Source organism: Sphingobium cyanobacteriorum, from assembly GCF_030580935.1.
Taxonomy (GTDB): Bacteria; Pseudomonadota; Alphaproteobacteria; order Sphingomonadales; family Sphingomonadaceae; genus Sphingobium; species Sphingobium cyanobacteriorum.
This window is the reverse complement of sequence record NZ_JAUQOM010000004.1, coordinates 70982-88508: the sequence shown is the minus strand read 5'-3', so window position 1 is coordinate 88508 and position 17527 is coordinate 70982. Positions and strand designations below refer to the sequence as shown.

At 65.7% G+C, this 17527-nt stretch carries 15 protein-coding genes; 2 read left to right on the top strand and 13 right to left on the bottom strand.

Going from position 1 to position 17527, the window contains the following annotated elements; all coding sequences use genetic code 11:
* Positions 1-10 precede the first annotated feature (10 nt).
* The 13 genes from Q4610_RS10715 to Q4610_RS10655 all read right to left on the bottom strand — a co-directional run bounded on the left by Q4610_RS10715 (position 11) and on the right by Q4610_RS10655 (position 14791).
* Positions 11-877 (bottom strand): shikimate dehydrogenase, encoded by an 867-nt coding sequence (locus Q4610_RS10715; RefSeq protein ID WP_304535939.1) that lies wholly within the window; start codon positions 875-877, stop codon positions 11-13.
* 66 nt (positions 878-943) lie between these two features.
* Positions 944-3883: a TonB-dependent receptor domain-containing protein gene (locus Q4610_RS10710; RefSeq protein ID WP_304535938.1), complete on the bottom strand. Its 2940-nt coding sequence runs from the start codon at positions 3881-3883 to the stop codon at positions 944-946.
* A gap of 67 nt (positions 3884-3950) precedes the next feature.
* Entirely contained in the window at positions 3951-5243 is a 1293-nt protein-coding gene (locus tag Q4610_RS10705; protein WP_304535937.1) for an MFS transporter, read from the bottom strand.
* Positions 5240-5707 carry a type II 3-dehydroquinate dehydratase gene (locus tag Q4610_RS10700; protein WP_304535936.1) on the bottom strand — a complete coding sequence of 156 codons (468 nt, stop codon included), beginning with the start codon at positions 5705-5707 and terminating at the stop codon, positions 5240-5242. The genes Q4610_RS10705 and Q4610_RS10700 overlap by 4 nt, the downstream gene beginning before the upstream one ends.
* Before the next feature lie 250 nt (positions 5708-5957).
* On the bottom strand, positions 5958-6482 hold the full coding sequence (locus Q4610_RS10695; RefSeq protein ID WP_304535935.1) for a DUF3237 domain-containing protein: 525 nt from the start codon (positions 6480-6482) through the stop codon (positions 5958-5960).
* A gap of 5 nt (positions 6483-6487) precedes the next feature.
* Positions 6488-8092, bottom strand: a complete 1605-nt coding sequence (locus Q4610_RS10690; RefSeq protein ID WP_304535934.1) for a carboxylesterase/lipase family protein — start codon at positions 8090-8092, stop codon at positions 6488-6490.
* A complete protein-coding gene (locus Q4610_RS10685) occupies positions 8092-9090 on the bottom strand; it encodes an alpha/beta hydrolase (RefSeq protein ID WP_304535933.1) in 999 nt (332 codons plus the stop codon). The genes Q4610_RS10690 and Q4610_RS10685 overlap by 1 nt, the downstream gene beginning before the upstream one ends.
* 209 nt (positions 9091-9299) lie before the next feature.
* Positions 9300-9953, bottom strand: coding sequence for a TetR/AcrR family transcriptional regulator (locus Q4610_RS10680; protein ID WP_304535932.1), 654 nt, complete (start codon positions 9951-9953; stop codon positions 9300-9302).
* 120 nt (positions 9954-10073) lie between these two features.
* Positions 10074-10418 (bottom strand): dihydroneopterin aldolase, encoded by a 345-nt coding sequence (locus Q4610_RS10675; RefSeq protein ID WP_304535931.1) that lies wholly within the window; start codon positions 10416-10418, stop codon positions 10074-10076.
* A gap of 125 nt (positions 10419-10543) precedes the next feature.
* Positions 10544-11398 (bottom strand): formyltetrahydrofolate deformylase, encoded by an 855-nt coding sequence (gene purU, locus Q4610_RS10670; RefSeq protein ID WP_304535930.1) that lies wholly within the window; start codon positions 11396-11398, stop codon positions 10544-10546.
* Positions 11399-11424: 26 nt separating this feature from the next.
* On the bottom strand, positions 11425-12336 hold the full coding sequence (locus Q4610_RS10665) for a methylenetetrahydrofolate reductase (protein ID WP_304535929.1): 912 nt from the start codon (positions 12334-12336) through the stop codon (positions 11425-11427).
* Between the two features lie 119 nt (positions 12337-12455).
* A complete protein-coding gene (gene chrA, locus Q4610_RS10660; RefSeq protein ID WP_304535928.1) occupies positions 12456-13838 on the bottom strand; it encodes a chromate efflux transporter in 1383 nt (460 codons plus the stop codon).
* Positions 13835-14791, bottom strand: coding sequence for a chromate resistance protein ChrB domain-containing protein (locus tag Q4610_RS10655; protein WP_304535927.1), 957 nt, complete (start codon positions 14789-14791; stop codon positions 13835-13837). Before Q4610_RS10655 ends, chrA begins: the two co-directional genes overlap by 4 nt.
* Before the next feature lie 473 nt (positions 14792-15264).
* Between Q4610_RS10655 and Q4610_RS10650 the strand changes: the two genes are divergently transcribed.
* Positions 15265-16545: a CmpA/NrtA family ABC transporter substrate-binding protein gene (locus Q4610_RS10650; RefSeq protein WP_304535926.1), complete on the top strand. Its 1281-nt coding sequence runs from the start codon at positions 15265-15267 to the stop codon at positions 16543-16545.
* A gap of 18 nt (positions 16546-16563) precedes the next feature.
* A complete protein-coding gene (gene ntrB, locus Q4610_RS10645) occupies positions 16564-17520 on the top strand; it encodes a nitrate ABC transporter permease (RefSeq protein ID WP_304535925.1) in 957 nt (318 codons plus the stop codon).
* The last annotated feature ends 7 nt before the right edge of the window (positions 17521-17527 follow it).

The window sequence follows — 17527 nt, the reverse complement described above, 5'->3', positions numbered from 1 at the left end:
CTGTCTCCCGTCACCGCCTGTCTCCCGTCAGCGCCGCCCGGAAACTGGCGGCCATGCGCGCGGCATCCGCCTTGCGCCCGGTGAAATGTTCGAACGCCCCGGCGGCCTGGTGGACGGTCATGCCGCTGCCGTCCAGCGTGACGCAGCCCGCCGCCTTCGCCTCGCGCAGCAACTGGGTTTCCAGCGGGAAATAGACGATGTCCGTCACCCAGAAATCGGGCCGCAGCAGCGCCTTGGGAATGGCGGACCCAGGATAGCCCGCCATGCCGACCGGCGTGGCATTGACCACGCCGTCCGCATCGACCAGCGCGTCGGACAGTCCCTGACCCACCATGGCGCGCCCCTCGCCATACAGGGTACAAAGCGTCGCGCACAATTCCTGCGCCCGCATCCTGTCGGGATCGAAAATCGTCACCATGCCCACGCCCATGCCCATCAGGGCGTGGGCGGTGGCGGCCCCCGCGCCGCCACCGCCCATCTGCACGACCTTCCCGAATTGCGACCCGGAAGGCAGCCCTGTGCGGAGATTTTCCGCGAAACCCTGAATGTCGGTATTATGGCCGATCCGCCGGCCCTCACTGAACACCACCGTATTGACCGACCCGATCCGCGCGGCCTGCGCCGACAATTCATCCAGATGGGCCGTCACCGCCTGCTTGTAGGGGTGGGTGATGTTGACCCCGGCGAACCCGGCCAGGTGCAGCGCGTCGAGCAGGCGGGGCAGGTCGCCCGCATCCATGTCGTCCGCCGCCAGGTCGAACAGGCGATAGACCAGCCGCAACCCCTGCGCATCGCCTTCGCTTTCATGCAGCATGGGCGACAGCGACGCCTGAATGTCGCGTCCGATAAGGCCGGTAAGATAGCGAAACTGGGTCAAGGCCGCATGATCCAAGATGAAAGGGGCCGCCTCCGCCCGTTCAGGCGGAGACGGCAGGGGGAAAGGTCAGAAATCGAACTTCGCGCCGACATAGAAGGACCGTCCGACCATGTCGTAGGTGCCCGCATCGGTGCCGTTCTGCGAACTGGCGACGAAGGGAATGGCCTTGTCGAACAGGTTGGTGACGCCTGCACGCAACTGGACATTCTTCGTCACGTCGACGGTCGAAAAGACATCGAACAGATTATAGGGCTTCACCCCCACCTGTTCGGCCGCCGGCGTCGTGATCGCGCTGATATCGCGCAGCTTGCCCTGGTAGCGCCAGCGCAGGCCGATGCCGAACATGTCGGAACTGTAGCCGATGGTGGTCAGCGCCTTCCACTTGGGCAGCGGACGGCCCGGCGTGCTGGTGCCGACGAAGTCCTGCGCCGCCGAACCCGGCAGGGTCTGGACCTTGTAATGGTTCAGCCAGCCGATCGCGGAAGAGGCGTAGATCTTGCCCGACCCGTCGCCGATCCCGGCTTCCGACAGGCGTAGCGACCAGTTGACCTGCACATCGACGCCATCGGTGTCGAGCGCGCCCAGGTTCAGATAGGGCTGGGCGATGGCGACCAGTTGCCCGGTCGGGTCGCGCTGCACCAACTGGCAGAATTCGTTGCTGTTGGAATAGCTGCTGTTGGACCCGTCCAGATTATAGCATTTCGCCAGCACGGTCAGGCCGTTGATGGTCGATATGACATTGCGGATCTTGATGTTGTAATAGTCGACGGACAGGGAAAAGCCGGACAGCCACGGGGTCGAAAATTTCGGGTTCAGCACGAAACCGACATTGAACGTGTTCGCCTTCTCCGGGGTCAGCCCGCGATTGCCCTGAATATTGCCCCCGGTCGCGGTGGTGGCGAACTGATAGGCGTCGATCGCGGCGGCCGGTATCCCCTGGGCCAGGCACAGGTCGCGCACCTTCGCGCCATTGGCGCCGGTCCGCGCGGTCGATCGGATGTCGCACGGATCGCCGATCGCGGCCGGCGGGGTGCCGATCGCCAGTTGCGATCCGGTGACGGGGGAGAACAGCTCGCCGATATTGGGCGCACGCACCGCCCGCTGGTAACTGCCCCGGATCAGCAGCGCGTCCACCGGCTGCCAGCGCGCATCGAATTCATAGCTTTTCACGCTGCCGGTCGGCTTGTAATCCGAATAACGGAATGCCGCGCCCACGCCCAGTTCATGGAAGAAGGGCGTGTCCGACAGCAGGGGCACGTCGATCTGCGCGGCGAATTCCTTGACGCTGATCTGCCCGCGCGCCGGATTGGACCCGACCACCGCCTCGACATTGTTGTTCACCAGGTCGGGGCTGGGATCAAAGGCATAGCTGTTCTTGCGATAGCCGGCGAGCAGCGCCAGTTGCACCGGCCCGGCGGGCAGATCGAACAGCGGGCCGTTGACCTGGCCCTGCACCTGCGTCTGGGTCAGCCGCTCGCGGCTCTGCACCGTGGCGGTGATATAATCCTGGCATGCCTGCGACAGGCGGGTCGCATTGGCGATGCCGAAGGGATTGAAGCCCCCCGCGCAAAGCGACGCGCCGCCATCGGCCGCGTTGAGCAATGTCTGCACCCGCGACTTGAGCACCGCGTTGAACATCGACTGGTTGTGGACCGTCTCGTCATAGGCGGCGAAGGCGTCGAACTTCCACGATCCCGCCAGCGTGCCCTTCAGCCCGCCCAGATATTGCTGCACCCTGTAATTTTCGTCCCATCCCTTGTCGCCGACGCCGACATAGCGGGCGCTCCAGCGGAACGGCGCGGCCGGATCGGCGCGGGAGCCAAGCAATGTGCGCAGGTCGGCCGGGATGAAGGGATTGGTGACGGGAATGGTGGTGAAGGGCGCAAACTGCGTCAGGCTGCCGCCGCTCTCGGTCGTGACGGTGGAATCGACGTAGAGGAACTGGCCATAGGCGGTCAGCGATTCGGTCAGGTCGAACTCGCCCTTGGCAAAGGCCGACTTGCGTTCGAAGGCATTGAGGATCTGGAGCTGCGGCCCCACCGGCATGCGCACATTGCCGCCGACCACCGCATAGCCATCCGTCCGGGGGCCGCGATAATTGATCGCGCCGGTCTGGACGAACAGCGTGCCGTCATTGTTGAAGCCCAGGTTCAGCGTGCGGTTGATCGGGCTGGTGACGCCATATTGCGCGAACACGCCGTTCAGCGCCGCCTGGCTCGGCAGGTTCAGCGCATTGGGCACGAAGGCGCCGGTGCCGATGAAGGAGGAAGGCACCTTGTCGGCAAAGAAGCTGCGCTGCGCGCCCGACAGCGGATCGCGCTGGCCATAGCTCAGCGCCAGCATCAGCCGGCCGCGATCATCGGCGAATCTGGTGCCCAGCGCCAGCGAGGCGTTGAACTTGCCATAATCGCCGCGGAAGCTGTTGCCATTCTGAATGTCGGCGCGGACGCCGTCGAAATATGTGCCGGTCTTGAAATTGACCACGCCCGACATCGCATCCGACCCGTAGATGGCCGACGCGCCGCCGGTGATGACATCGACCGATCCGATGATCGATTCCGGCAGGATGTTGATATCGACATTGCCGTTGATATCCGACAGCGGCAGGCGGCGGCCGTCGAGCAGCACGAGGTTGCGGTTGGAACCAAGCGCGCGCAGGTTCAGCGTGGCGCGACCGCCGCCGCCCTGGCCGCCGGTGCCGGCATTGCCCGATGGGGTGAAGCCGGGCAACTGGTTGAGCGAATCCTCCAGCGTGATCTGCCCGCTCTGCTGCACCAGTTCGTCGGATACGGTGACGATCGGGCTGACCGCGACATTGTTGGGCCGCGCGATGAGGGATCCGGTGACGACGATATCGGCGACGGGGGGCTGTTCCGTCGCGGCGTCAGCGGCCTGTTCGGCCGGTGTCGCCTGGTCCTGCGCCCAGAGCGGGCTGATGCAGGCGCTCAGCGCCATCGCGGCCAGCGATCCGCCCAGACGAAGCTGCATGTGGAAACCTGTTTTCATCCGATCCTCCCTTTATCACGAACTGTTTCGTTCATTATTCTGCATGCGACGGACGGAAAGTGGCTGTTCAGTCCAGCTCGACCCGCCGCACATCTCCCACGACAAAGACATAGGCCGCCGCCCCGACCAGCGCGAGCACCCCGATAAAGGCCAGCGCGCCATAGAAGGAGCCGGTCTGCCCCACGATCAGGCCGACCACGATCGGCGTCACGATGCCGGCCAGGTTGGCGCACAGATTGAACACGCCCCCGGTCAGGCCAATGAACTGGCGCGGCGCCACGTCGGAAATCAGCGTCCAGCCCAGATTGACCATGCCCTGGCCGAAAAAGGCGATCGACATGATGGCGATGACCAGCATGTTGCTCTGGACATAATTGGCCGCGATGATGGTCGACGCCAGCAGCAGCCCGGCAACGATCGGCAGCTTGCGGCCGATATTGGCGGATCCGGTGCGGCGGATCAGCAGGTCCGAAACCTGCCCGCCCAGCAGCACCCCGGCCGACGCGGCGATATAGGGCAGCACCGCGAACGTCCCGGACTTGAGCCAGTCCATCCCCCGCTCCGTCGCCAGATAGGTCGGGAACCAGGTCAGGAAAAAGACCAGCGTTGAATTGCCGCAGAACTGCCCGATCGATGCGCCCAATATCTGCCGCTTGCCCATCAGCTTGCGGACATTCGCCCAGGAAAAGGGGACGGCCTCGCCCGGCCCGGTCGCGGCCAGCCCGCCACCGGCGCGGATATGGTCCAGTTCGGCGGCGTTCACGCGGACACTCTCGCCCGGATCGCGATAGCGGGCATACATGACCAGGCCGAACAGCATGCCGATCGCGCCGGCGATCAGGAACAGGGCGCGCCAGCCGAAACTGCCCACCACCCAGAAGAGGACCGGGCTGAAAAAGGCCAGCCCCGCATATTGCCCCACGGCATAGACCGAATTGGCCCGCGCCCGTTCATCCTGCGGGAACCAACTGCTGAGAATGCGGCTGTTGCACGGGTAGCAAGGTGCCTCCGCCACGCCCAGCGCAAGGCGGAAGCCGAACAACATTGCCACATTTCCGGCTATGCCGTGGAGCAGGGTGAAGAAGGACCAGAGGATCAGCGATCCGGCATAGGTGATGCGCGTGCCCAGGCGATCGAGCAGCAGCCCGCCCGGTATCTGCGCCGCCGCATAGGTCCAGGAAAAGGCGGAGAAGATGAAGCCCATCATCTCCGGCGAAATCTTGAGTTCGGCCGTCAGCGACGGGGCGGCGACGCCCATCACCGCCCGGTCCATATAGTTGAGCAGGGTGGCGACGCTGATCAGCGCCAGCACGCCAAGCCGTGCCCTGGTCGGGCGCAGCAGGGTCGCGACCGCCGTCATGCCGCGGTCCGCCGGCTGTTCTGGCTGGCGATCTGGAGCAGGTGGCGCACCGCCAGCGCATAGCCGTCAATGCCCATGCCCGACAGCATCGCCGTCACCGACCGGCTCATGATGGAGTGTGACCGCCATGCCTCGTCGCGCCGGTGGATGTTGGAGATATGCACCTCGATGACCGGGCAGTCGCACATTTTGAGCGCGTCCAGCACCGGATAGCCGGCATAGGAGAAGGCCGCCGGATTGATGACGATCCCCATGGCGCCGGTTCTTGCCTCGTGCAGCCAGCCGATCATCTCATGTTCGGCATTGGTCTGGCGAAAGATCAGGCCGATGCCCGATCCGTCCAGTGCGCGCCGGCACGCCGCCTCGACATCGGCCAGCGTCTGGTGGCCATAGATATGCGGCTCGCGTACGCCCAGATGGTCGAGATTGGGTCCATTGAGGACATGAATGAAACGCTGGCCCACTGGCCTCATCCTCCCGCTGCGCGCCGGGATAAGCCTCCCGATCTTGCAGACTCGTCCTTACCCGGCCGCGACCTGGTCCGCAAGAAAAATGTACTAACTAGTTCATACAATTTTACAGCAAGGGCAGGCGGCGATCCGGCCGGCCTGGCAGGCGCCGATCCCTCAGGCGAAGCCGCATGGCACAATCGATTTAGCTGTACCACTCGCTGTCACTTTTGCAGCGGCACCGCCAACAAAAGCGCCGCCCGCCTCATGTCACGCGATAGACGCGGATGCGGACGGCGGGCCTGGGTGCGTCCGGTGGCGGCGCGCCGATCGTGCCGATGAAGATCGCCTGGTTCAGCCAGTCATGCGGTCCCACCGGCGCCTCGAAACTGGGCACGGTGCGCAGGTAGGGCTGCGGCGCATCGGGCACCCGGCTGTTGGTCAGCCCGGCATTGCGGACGTGGATCAGCGCGCCGTCATCGGCCTGCATCATGTAATCGGCCTCGATCACGGTCCAGTTGTCGGCTCGCTGCAACTGCCAGTCCGCCCCGCCGCCCAGCACCTTGCCCCGGATATGCGGCCCTGCGAAATGGCCGCCGGTGATCGGCACCCGCCGCCTGGTGCCGATCGGCGTCCGGCCGATCTCGACCGTCGGTTCCAGCGTGACGATCGCCTCATAGACGAACGCCAGCCCCGGCGCGTCGGTCGCTACGGCCCGCGCCGCGCCACTCGTCCACGCCACCAGCACGACACCCGCGGCCAGCAGGCCACGTCTGTCCAGATCGACCATGGCGTTCAATCCCTGATCCGTGGCCGGTCCGCAGGGACAACCGGCGCGGCGTCCCTGAACAGCGGCAAGTCCCTGATGTGCGGCCACGCGGCCATGCCGCCACCCTCGCCAAAAACATGCACCTGCGGCTTCGACGCCGTCCAGGCCGGCCAGTCGCGCCCTGGCCTGCCGTCGCGGGCAAAGGCGACCAGCCGGTCCATCATCTCAGCGGACAATTGCCGGTCATAGGCGGTCCAGTCGCGCGTCACCCGGAACAGGTTCAGGCTCTCCAGCGTGCCCAGCCAATAGGGCACGTCGGCGGTATGATAGGCGCCCGCAGTCGCCGGATCATGATCGGCAAAGGTGACGCCGGGCCGGTAGGGCTGGGTCCGCGTGAAATGATAGGCATAGACCGGCGCCTTGCCCCGCGCCGACTGCGCGCCCGCCCAATCCGCCATCTGCACCCCCAGCGTCGAATCCCGCGCCACATCCCGCGCCGCGCGCCGCGCCGCTTCGACCGTGCGCGCCGGATAGGCATTCAGCACTGCCGGGGCCGTCGCGGGGAAGGCCGCCCGCACCGCTGTCTCATAATCAGTGACGCTGGCGACCTGGCCCAGCGACCGGAAATATTCGTCCCTGGTGAAGCCGATCATCATTGGCACGTCGGCCTGTCGCCCGGCGGCAAAGACGGTATCGGGGGCCTGCGTCACCACCTGCCCGTCGATCACGATCGGGCGGCGCTTGACCGGCGCGGCCAGCGCCATCAGCCGGTCGGCGGGCATGTCGCGCATCGCCTCGATCGATGCCGCACCCAGCGCCTGTTGCAGCGCGACGCCCTCCGCCTCGGCCTCGGCAAGCGGGGCAGGGGCCATCGGCCCGCCCAGCGCGCTGCCGCTCATGCCGACGACGCGGTGGAACAGCCCTCTCGCCGCCGGGCTGGCCTGCAACAGCGACACCGACATCGACCCGGCCGACTGGCCGGCGATCGTGACGTTGGCGCGATCGCCGCCGAAACCCGCGATATTGCGCTGGACCCAGCGCAGCGCGGCGATCTGGTCCTTCAGCCCGTAATTGCCCGCATGGCCCTGTCCCTCCTTCGTCAATGCGGGATGCGCCAGGAAACCGAGCGGCCCGACGCGATAGGCGACCGCGACATAGACAACGCCCTTGGCCGCGAGCGCCTCGCCCGCATAATTGGCCATGGAGGCCGACCCGACAGTAAAGCCGCCGCCATGGATCCAGGCGATCACCGGATAGGGCTTGCCCACAGGCGGCGGCGTGGCCGGCGCCCAGATATTGAGGTAGAGGCAATCCTCGCTGGTCGCCTCCTCCCCGAAATAATGGTTGATGCTGCGGCCCCGCAGCGGCTGGATGCATTCGGGCGCGGGGCGATCCGCATTCCATACCCCTTGCCATGCCGCACGGGGCTGCGGGTCGCGCCAGCGCAGGTCGCGCACCGGCGGCGCGGCGAACGGCACGCCCAGCCAGGCGCGCACGCCCGATGTCAGCATCTTGCCCGCCACCAGCCCCGTGTCGGTGCGGACCGGCTGCCCTGCCGGCCGGTCCGCCACCTGCGCCGGCAACGCCGATGCCATCGCCAGCAGGCCCAGCGCCAGGCCGGTCCGGCGCATCACTGGTCGCCCTTTAGATGCGTGTCGAAGAAGCGGAAGGTCAGGTCCAGCGCGCGCAGGCTCGCCGCACGTGTCGCGGCGGCATCCGCGCCGATCCAGCTATGGCCGACAGCCGGGATGATCTCCAGCGTCACCGGCACCTTTGCCGCGACCAGCTTGCCCGCCAGCTCCTGCGACTGCGTGACCGGCACGGTCCGGTCGTCGGTGCCGTGGATCAGCAGCATCGGCGGGTCTTTGGCGTCGACATGGGCGGCCGGGCTGGCGGCGGCGATGCGATCAGGCGGGCAGGCGTCCTTCATGCAGTCCAGATACTGGTTCTCGGCGCGCGGGATGGCGGCTGGCGGCATGGTCGCGAAATCATAGACGCCATACCAGCCGACCGCCGCCTGTACGCAGTCGCTCTGCCCCGCATTATTCTGGTCCGCCCCGGTCGGCGCGCGGCCGCAATCGAGCGCGGCCAGCGCGGACAATTGCCCGCCCGCCGACCCGCCCCAGATGGCGACATGGCCGGGGTGGATGCCATAGCGCCCGGCATGGGCCTTCAGGAAGCGGATGGCGCTGCGCACATCGTCGATCGCGGCGGGGAAGGGCGCTTCGCCCGACAGCCGATATTCCAGCGACGCGACGACATAGCCGCGGGCCGACAGGTCGGCGAGGACGGCGGTGAAGTCGCTGAACGCACCGGACTGACGGGTATGTCCGCCCATCCAGCCGCCGCCATGGACATAGATGACAAGCGGGAGCGGCCTTGCCGCCTTGGCCGGGCGATAGAGGTCCAGCGTGATCGGCCGATAACCGGCGATGGTGGAAAAGGGGATGTCGGCGCTGACCCTGACACCATGGCGAAGGGTCAGGATGCGTTCGGGCATGGGGTCGCCCAGCGCGGGTTCCGGGCCGGTGGCGAGGGCGGCAATCTGCGCCATCGCACCGCTGCCCGGACCGCAAAGCGATACAGCGAAAGTGACAGCTAAAATCATTGCGCGCGCCTGCTTCGCCATCTCTCTCTCCCGACCTGCCATCTAATGAGCTAACTATTTCGTACATATATAGACAGGCTGCAATCATCGGGCAAGGTGCCTGAGCGCCTTTCAGAGCGCCTTTCAGAGCGCCTTTCAGAGCGCCTTTCAGAGCGCCTTTCAGAGCGCCTTTCAGAGCGCCTTTCAGAGCGCCTTTCAGAGCGCCTTTCAGAGCGCCTTTCAGAGCGCCGTTACCGCCGGCACCAGCTTTCGATCACGTCGATCACCCCCATGCGCCGCCGCGCCAGCGCCTTGGGCGAACTCATGTCGCGTTCGAAGCCATAGGAGAAGGTGTAGCGGTTCGACACATTGTAGAAGCAGAGCGCGCTGATCGTCATATGCAGTTCGACCGGATCGATCCCTTCGCGGAAATGACCGCTGGCGACGCCGCGCGCCAGGATGCCGCGCAGATGTTCGACCACGGCCCGGTTGCGTTCGCGGATACCGGGAATTTCGCCGACATGCGCGCCGCGCAATATATTCTCGTTCATCACCAGCCGGACGAATTCGGGATGCTGGTTATGATAGTCGAAGGTCGCGCCGATGACATCGCGGAGCGCTGCGTCCGGGGCCAGCCCGTCACGCCCATGATGGGTGTCCATCGCGCGGACAGCGGTATAGGCGCGTTCCAGCACGGCGCGATACAGGCCTTCCTTGCCGCCGAAATAATAATAGATCATGCGTTTGGACGCATTGGTCCGTTCGGCGATTTCGTCGATGCGCGCGCCGCTCAGCCCCTTGTCGGCAAATTCGGCGGTGGCCACGTCCAATATGTTGAGCCGGGTTTCCTCCGCCTCCGATGCGCGTCCCGCACTCTCTTTGCCGGTCGGCACCGTCTTGGCCACCCCTTGATCCTCTCATCCCGTTACCCGCACGACAGCTTTAGCGCCGGCACAGGCGTCGGGGAAAGGAAAAAGACCAGCGAACGAACAGGATCGTATAAGCCTGGCTCAGCTCAGCTCAGCTCAGCGCCGCACCGTCACCTCCACCCCCGCCAGCCCGCGCGTCAGGGCGAAGGGCTTGTCGATGGTGACGCAGGCTTCCACCACACCCGGCCAGGCCAGGCATTCCATGCCCAGCCGATGCGCGAATGTTTCGATCAGCGGGATATGCACTTGCGACACGGTTTCGGCGGCGCGCACGATGCGGCGATAATCGATCGTCTCGCCGATCGCTTCCACCGCGCCGCCCTCCAGCAGCAATTGCACCGTGATGACCAGCGGCTGGCGCCGGCCGATTTCGTCGGGATTGATGCCGATATCGGCGAGCAGCGGCAGATCCTTGACCCGTACCTTGGTGATGACCGTCATCTCAGTCCGCCATCCTTTCCACGGTCGGCACCCGGTTGCCGGTCGATGTGGCCGGGCGGCCGTGGCGGCAACATGGCCTGCCCGCATGGAGCATCGTTCGGCGTGTCGATCCCGACGCGCACGGTTCAGCCCCGGAAAACAACGGTGCGCGACTGATTCATGAACACGCGATCCTGCAAGTGCAGCCGCACCGCCTCCGCCAATACCCGCCTTTCTATGTCGCGGCCGCGCCGTACCAGCTCGTCGGGCACGTCGGCATGGCCGATTACTTCGACATCCTGATGGATGATCGGCCCTTCATCGAGGTCGGCGGTGACATAATGGGCGGTCGCGCCGATCATCTTCACGCCGCGCTCATAGGCCTGGTGATAGGGTTTCGCGCCCTTGAATCCGGGCAGGAAGCTGTGATGGATATTGATGCAGCGACCCGACAGGAAAGCGGCCAGGTCGTCGCTCAATATCTGCATATAGCGCGCCAGCACCACCAGATCGGCGCCGGTGTCCGTCACGACCTGCTTGATCCGCGCTTCCTGCTGCGCCTTTGTATCCCTGGTGATCGGGAAATGATGATAGGGCATGTCGCCGATCAGCGACGTGTGCAGCTTTTCGCGCGGGTGGTTGGAGATGATCGCGACGATATCCATCGGCAGTTCGCCGATCCGCTGGCGATAGAGCAGGTCGCCCAGGCAATGATCCCATCGGGATACCATCAGCACGACTTTCTTGGGCTGGGCCTGATCGGTCATCGACCAGTCCATGCCCGCGTCCCGCGCGATCGGCGCGAACCCCTGTTGCAGGTCGGCGAGCGGCGCGCCAGGCTTGAAGGCGACCCGCATGAAGAAGCGGTTGTTCATCGCATCGTCGAATTGCTGTGCATCGACGATATTGCAGCCCTGCGCCGCCAGATAGCCCGACACCTTGGCCACCAACCCCGGCCTGTCGTCGCATTGCAGTCGCAAAACATAGATGGTCGTCGTCACGTCAATCCTCCCCATGGCCCTTCGCGTCAATGCGCGTGGGCATAATCATTGATCCAGGCAACCGTTTTTTCCAGGCCGCCAAAGGGATAGAAATGCAGCCGTACCCGGCCATGCTCCGGGCCCAAGCCGCGCGCGAACCGCTCGACCAGCCGGTCCGGCCCCGCCGATCCGAGCAGGCGGCCGACCGAAATGCCATATTTGGCCAGCACGGAGGCGGACGCGCCGACGCCGCAGCGGGCGGCGAAGCGCATCAGCGTCTTGATCCCCGCCGGTCCGGGCACGCCGATCCGCACCGGCGCGGCGATGCCGCGTGCGCGCAGATCGACCAGCCAGTCGAGCACCACGTCAGCGTCAAAGACGAACTGGGTCACGATCAGCGGCGCCATGCCGCGGCGTTCGATCTGCGCGCATTTGTCCTCCAGCACGGCCCAGCACTGGTCCCTTGCCATGTTGGGATGGCCTTCCGGGTGGCCGCCAATGCCGATCGCGCTGATCCCCGCCCGTTCGAACGCGCCGCTGGCGATCAGGGCGCTGCTGTCGCAATAGGGGCCTTCGGGTTCGGACGGGTCGCCGGCGATGACGAAGCAGCGCTTCACGCCGGCCTGCGCGACGGCGGCGGCCAGATACGCCTCGAACTGGTCGGTCGAGCCGATCCGGCGCGCGGAAAAATGGGGCATGGGTTCAAAGCCCAGGCGGCGCACGAGGCGGGTGGCGGCGATCCGGGCGGCCGTTTCTTCGCCCGGCAGGAATGTGACGGCGATCGGCGTTTCAGGCGCGATCGCGGCGGCGGCCGATTGCAGCGACGCGATATCCTTTGCGGTCATCTCCAGCGAGTAGCCGTCCACCATGGTGATGGGCGGTCGTTCCCAGTTCGGGTGGATGACGGGCATATGGCCTTCCCCTGCATTGTCGTTCGCACCTGTTCCTACCCCATCCATGAAAATTCGCATAGATGAAAAATTCATAGATATGAATTTTCATGGATAAGCGCGCAGATGGATGCGCGTGCAGGGGGCCGGTGCGTCTGTGCGAACGGGCCGGCAGGGCGGCTGTGGCCCTATCGCAATATTATATAGGCCGCGCCGATCGCGGCGGATGCAGCCAGTACCGGCAGCACCCCGACCCTGAAGCGAAAGACGGCGACCAGGGCGGCGGCCGACAGCAGGGCCGCCGGAACATGGATCGATGCCAGCACGGGCAGGTCGATCGCGCCGGTGGGCGTGGCGGCCGGCCTGACCTGTCCGAACAGCGTATGGATGGCGAACCAGAGGGCGAGGTTCAGGATCACGCCCACCACTGCCGCCGTGATCGCGGACAGCGCCGACGACAGCGCCTGGTTGCCCCGCAGCCGCTCGATGAAGGGTGCGCCGGCGAAGATCCACAGGAAACAGGGCACGAACGTCACCCATGTCGTGAGGATCGCCCCCAGCGTCGCCGCCAGCAGGGGCGCCAGCGGCCCGGCATCGCGAAAGGCGGCGAGGAAGCCGACGAACTGCGTCACCATGATCAGGGGGCCGGGCGTCGTTTCGGCCATGCCGAGGCCGTCGAGCATTTCCCCCGGCCGCAACCAGCCGAAGCTGCCGACCGCCTCCTGCGCGACATAGGCCAGCACGGCATAGGCGCCCCCGAACGTCACCACCGCCATCTGGCTGAAGAAGGTGGCGATGCGGGTGAACACATCGTCCGGTCCCAAGGTCAGGAACAGCGCCAGCACCGGGGCGAGCCAGAGCAGCAGCAGGACCGTGCAGATGCGCAGCGACCAGGCCGGATTGGGCCGGGCATGGTCGGGCAGCCCTTCGCCCAGGGCGGTGTCGCGATCATGGACGATGGCGCCGCTCGCCGCGCCATGGCCACCGCCGCCCCTGAAGTACGGCAGGCCGCTGCGCCCGCCGACATAGCCGATCAGCCCGGCCGCCAGGATGATCAGCGGGAAAGGCGCGTCGAGGACAAAAATGGCGACGAAGGCGGCGGCGGCGATGCCGCGCATCACATGGTTGCGCAGCGCGCGCGATCCCACGCGGACCACGGCCTGCACCACCACCGCCAGCACCGCGGCCTTGAGGCCGAAGAACAGGCCCGCGATCAGCGGCGCATGGCCAAGCAGGACATAGAGATAGCTCAGCGCCAATATGGCGAGGAAACCGGGCAGCACGAACAGCGCACCGGCGATCAGCCCACCCTTCGTCCGGTGCAGCAGCCAGCCGATATAGACCGCCAGTTGCTGCGCTTCCGGGCCGGGCAACAGCATGCAGTAATTGAGCGCGTGCAGGAACCGCTCTTCCCCGATCCAGCGTTTTTCTTCGACCAGGATGCGGTGCATGACCGCGATCTGGCCCGCCGGGCCGCCGAAGCTGAGCGCCGCGATCCGCGCCCAGACGCGGGTGGCTTCATGCAGGGGGATGCCATGGGCGGGCGCGGTGGATGCCTGGTCAGCACTCATCGATCGACCTTTCTGTTGCTGAAAAAGGCATGGAACTGGTTCAGCGCGTCGCTCGCCATGGCGATGCGCGCAAGGTCGTCGTCGGTCGAGGCGCAGACGCCCGACAGGATCGCGCCCACACCCGCCGTTTCCGGCCGGGCGAACAGGCCGTCGCCAATATCCAGTTCGTGGATGATTTCGCCGATCGCGACGAGCGCGGGATCATCGGTCAGTCCGGCACGCAGCAGCAGCGTTTCGAAACTGCACCGATCCCCTTCATGGGTGAATTCGGCATCCGCCATGTCGAACCGGCATTCCCCGTCGGCCGGATCATGATGGCGACCGTCGACGAATCTGAACCGCGCGGCCGGGTCGATGAAGCGCCGGATCAGCCAGGCGCAGGCGATGCGATCGACATGGACGCCACGGCGCGTCACCCAGATGCGGCCCGTCAGGTCGATCGGTTCGGACGGGTCCGCAGGTGCGGTGCGACCGACATCGGGATGGCGGTAGCGCTGGCGGTCGAGGTCGGCGAGCGCGGCTTCGGCCGCCTGCCGGCCATGCGCGCCGAAGAAATCGAGCCGGCCCACATCCTGCATCCGCTTCTGGAGCTTCGCGATATCGGCGCCGCTTGCCGGCCCGGTGTCCAGCAGGCGGCGGGCGGCCTGGGCGATCTCCTCATAATCGGCGTCGCGCGCGGCATCGAACAGCAGGCGCACGTCCGCATCGGACTGGCCGACCAGCAATCGCGCCTCGATCAATGTCGCGTCCCCGCCGCTGGCGACGATCTCTCCCAGCAGATCGCGAAACGCCGCCTCCGTTTCCGGCGACTGCGGCAGCACATGCACCGCATGTTTGAGCGGCACCGCCCCGATCGCCTGCAACCGCCGCCAGATCTTGACGCGCAGATAGGGCGGTTTCGCCGGTAGCTGGTGCAGCAGGGCAAGCCATGGGGTGGGGTCGGCCGATTCCATGATGCATATGTATCTTATGAATCATAACATGGAAACATATATATCATGATAAGAAATCCCTTCTGTCCTTTGCCGCCCGGCAGCGCGTGCGGGAGGGCGAGGGGCACGCGCAACAGCCATCAGGGCGCGGATAGGCATCAGGTAATTTGTGCGTTGCAAAAGATTTCGCTTGCGACTCGGATGAATCGATGACAGCTTTGCCTGTGTCGAAGCAGGGGCGCTTCGGCATTTTCGATGCAGTCGGCCGATGGTGGCAGGCGGCATCACAGATCGACAAGATCGCTAGGCAATGACGCCGCCCGGACAGGTCCGAAAGACCTTCGTTCAGGCGGCTTTTTTATTGGTTTTTCGCCGTGGCAAGGCTGTCGCGCGCGGCTTTCATCTTCACATCCGATACGCGGGAATGGCGTTTCCGGCGGCGGGCCTTTGCGCCCTGCCGCCACGCCTGAAATCAATCATGGGGAGCATATATCATGGCTGAGGGGGACAATCATAACGGCGTCAGCCGGCGCGGTCTGATCAGGACCACAGGCACGGCGGCAATCTTCGCGGCAGTGCAGCAGGCTTTTCCGTCGGGTGCGTTCGCGGCCGGGTCGGGGCCGGAAGTCAAGGGCGCCAAGCTCGGCTTCATCGCGCTGACCGACGCCGCGCCGCTCATCATCGCCAAGGAACTGGGCTTCTTCGCCAAGCACGGGATGCCCGACGTCGAAGTGCTGAAACAGGCGAGCTGGGGGGCGACCCGCGACAATCTGGTGCTGGGCGCGGGCGGCGGCGGCATCGACGGCGCGCATATCCTGACGCCTATGCCCTATCTGCTGACCCTGGGCGCGATCGGCAAGGCGACGCCCATGTCCATCCTGGCCCGGCTGAACGTCAACGGCCAGGCGATTTCGGTGTCGAAGGAATATCTGGGCGCCAAGGCCGACCTCAACGCCGCGAAGATGAAAGGGGTGATCGCCCAGCGCAAGGGCGCGGGCAAGAAGATCAGCATGGCCATGACCTTTCCGGGCGGCACCCATGATCTGTGGCTGCGCTACTGGCTGGCGTCGGGCGGGATCGACCCGGACAAGGATGTCGAACTCATCACCGTGCCGCCGCCGCAGATGGTCGCGAACATGAAGGCCGACACGATGGACGCCTTTTGCGTGGGCGAACCGTGGAACGACCAGCTCGTCGCGCAGCAACTGGGCTATACCGCCGTATCGACCGGCCAGATGTGGATGAACCACCCGGAAAAAAGCTTTGCGATGCGCGCCGACTGGGTGGCCAGATATCCGCGCGCGGCCGCCGCGATCACCGCCGCCATCATCGAAGCGCAGCGCTGGGCCGACAATCCGGCCAACACCACGCAACTGGCCAGCACGATCGCGGGGCGCGATTATCTCAAATGCCCCGTCACCGACATTGCCGACCGTCTGCAGGGCAATTTCACCATGGGCGACGGGCGCACATTCCCCAAAGCCGCCTTCAGGATGAAGTTCTTCGCCAATTATGCGTCCTTCCCCTACAAAAGCCATGACCTGTGGTTCCTCACGGAGAACCAGCGCTGGGGCAAGCTGCCCATGTCGCTCGACACCAGGGGGCTGATCGCCAAGGTCAACCGCGCCGACATCTGGCGCAAGGCCGCCGCGATGCTGGGCGGCAAGGGACCGGCGGGCGACAGTCGCGGGGTCGAGACATTCTTCGACGGCAAGCGCTTCGACCCGTCCAACCCCAAAGCCTATCTCGCCAGCCTGGCGATCAAGCGCGTCTGACACGCAAGGAGCGGACCCATGGCATCTCCATCATCCAGCAGCATGAAGGGACCGCCGGCCAGGACCGGCGGCGCTGCCCCCGAACTGGGGGTCATCCTGCCCTATCCCCAGGAGGCGATCGCGCGCCGCAGCTTTGCCCCTGTCGCGGCGCCCGTGCACCCGCTGGCGCGCAAGGCCCGCGCCGTGGCGGCCAATATGTTGCCGACGCTGGCGATGGTCGTCGCGCTGCTCGCCATCTGGCAATGGCTGTGCAGCGCGCCCGACGCGGCCTTCCCCAGCCCCCTCATGGTATGGACCCAAAGCCATGAGGTGATCGTCCATCCGTTCAAGGGCGTGGACATGGGCCTTACCCATTTCAGCATCGCGCAATCGGGCGATGTCGGCATTGCCGGCCATATCCTGACCAGCCTGAGCCGTGTGCTGATCGGTTATGGCATGGCCGCGGTGGTCGGCGTGGCGCTGGGCATATTGATCGGCCAGAGCGTCTTTGCCTTCCGCGCGCTCGACCCGCTGTTCCAGATATTGCGCACGGTGCCGCCGCTCGCCTGGCTGCCGATCAGCCTCGCCATCTTCCAGCAGGCGCAGCCATCGGCGATCTTCCTGATCTTCATCACCGCGATCTGGCCGGTCATCCTGAACACGGCGGCCGGCGTGCAGACCATCCCGGTCGCCTATCGCAACGTCGCCAGGGTGCTGGCGCTCAACCCGATCGAATATTTCACCCGCATCATGCTGCCCGCCACGGTGCCGCACATGTTCACCGGCCTGCGCATCGGCGTGGGCATGAGCTGGCTGGCGATCGTCGCGGCGGAAATGGTGCAGGGCGGCACCGGCGTCGGCTTCTTCATCTGGGACAGCTATAACAGCGCGCTCCTGACCGACACGATCGTCGCCCTCGTCTGGATCGGCCTGGTCGGCTTCACCCTCGACCGCATCGTCGCCCTTGCGGGCCGCATCATCGGCCGCACGGCCTGACAGGAAA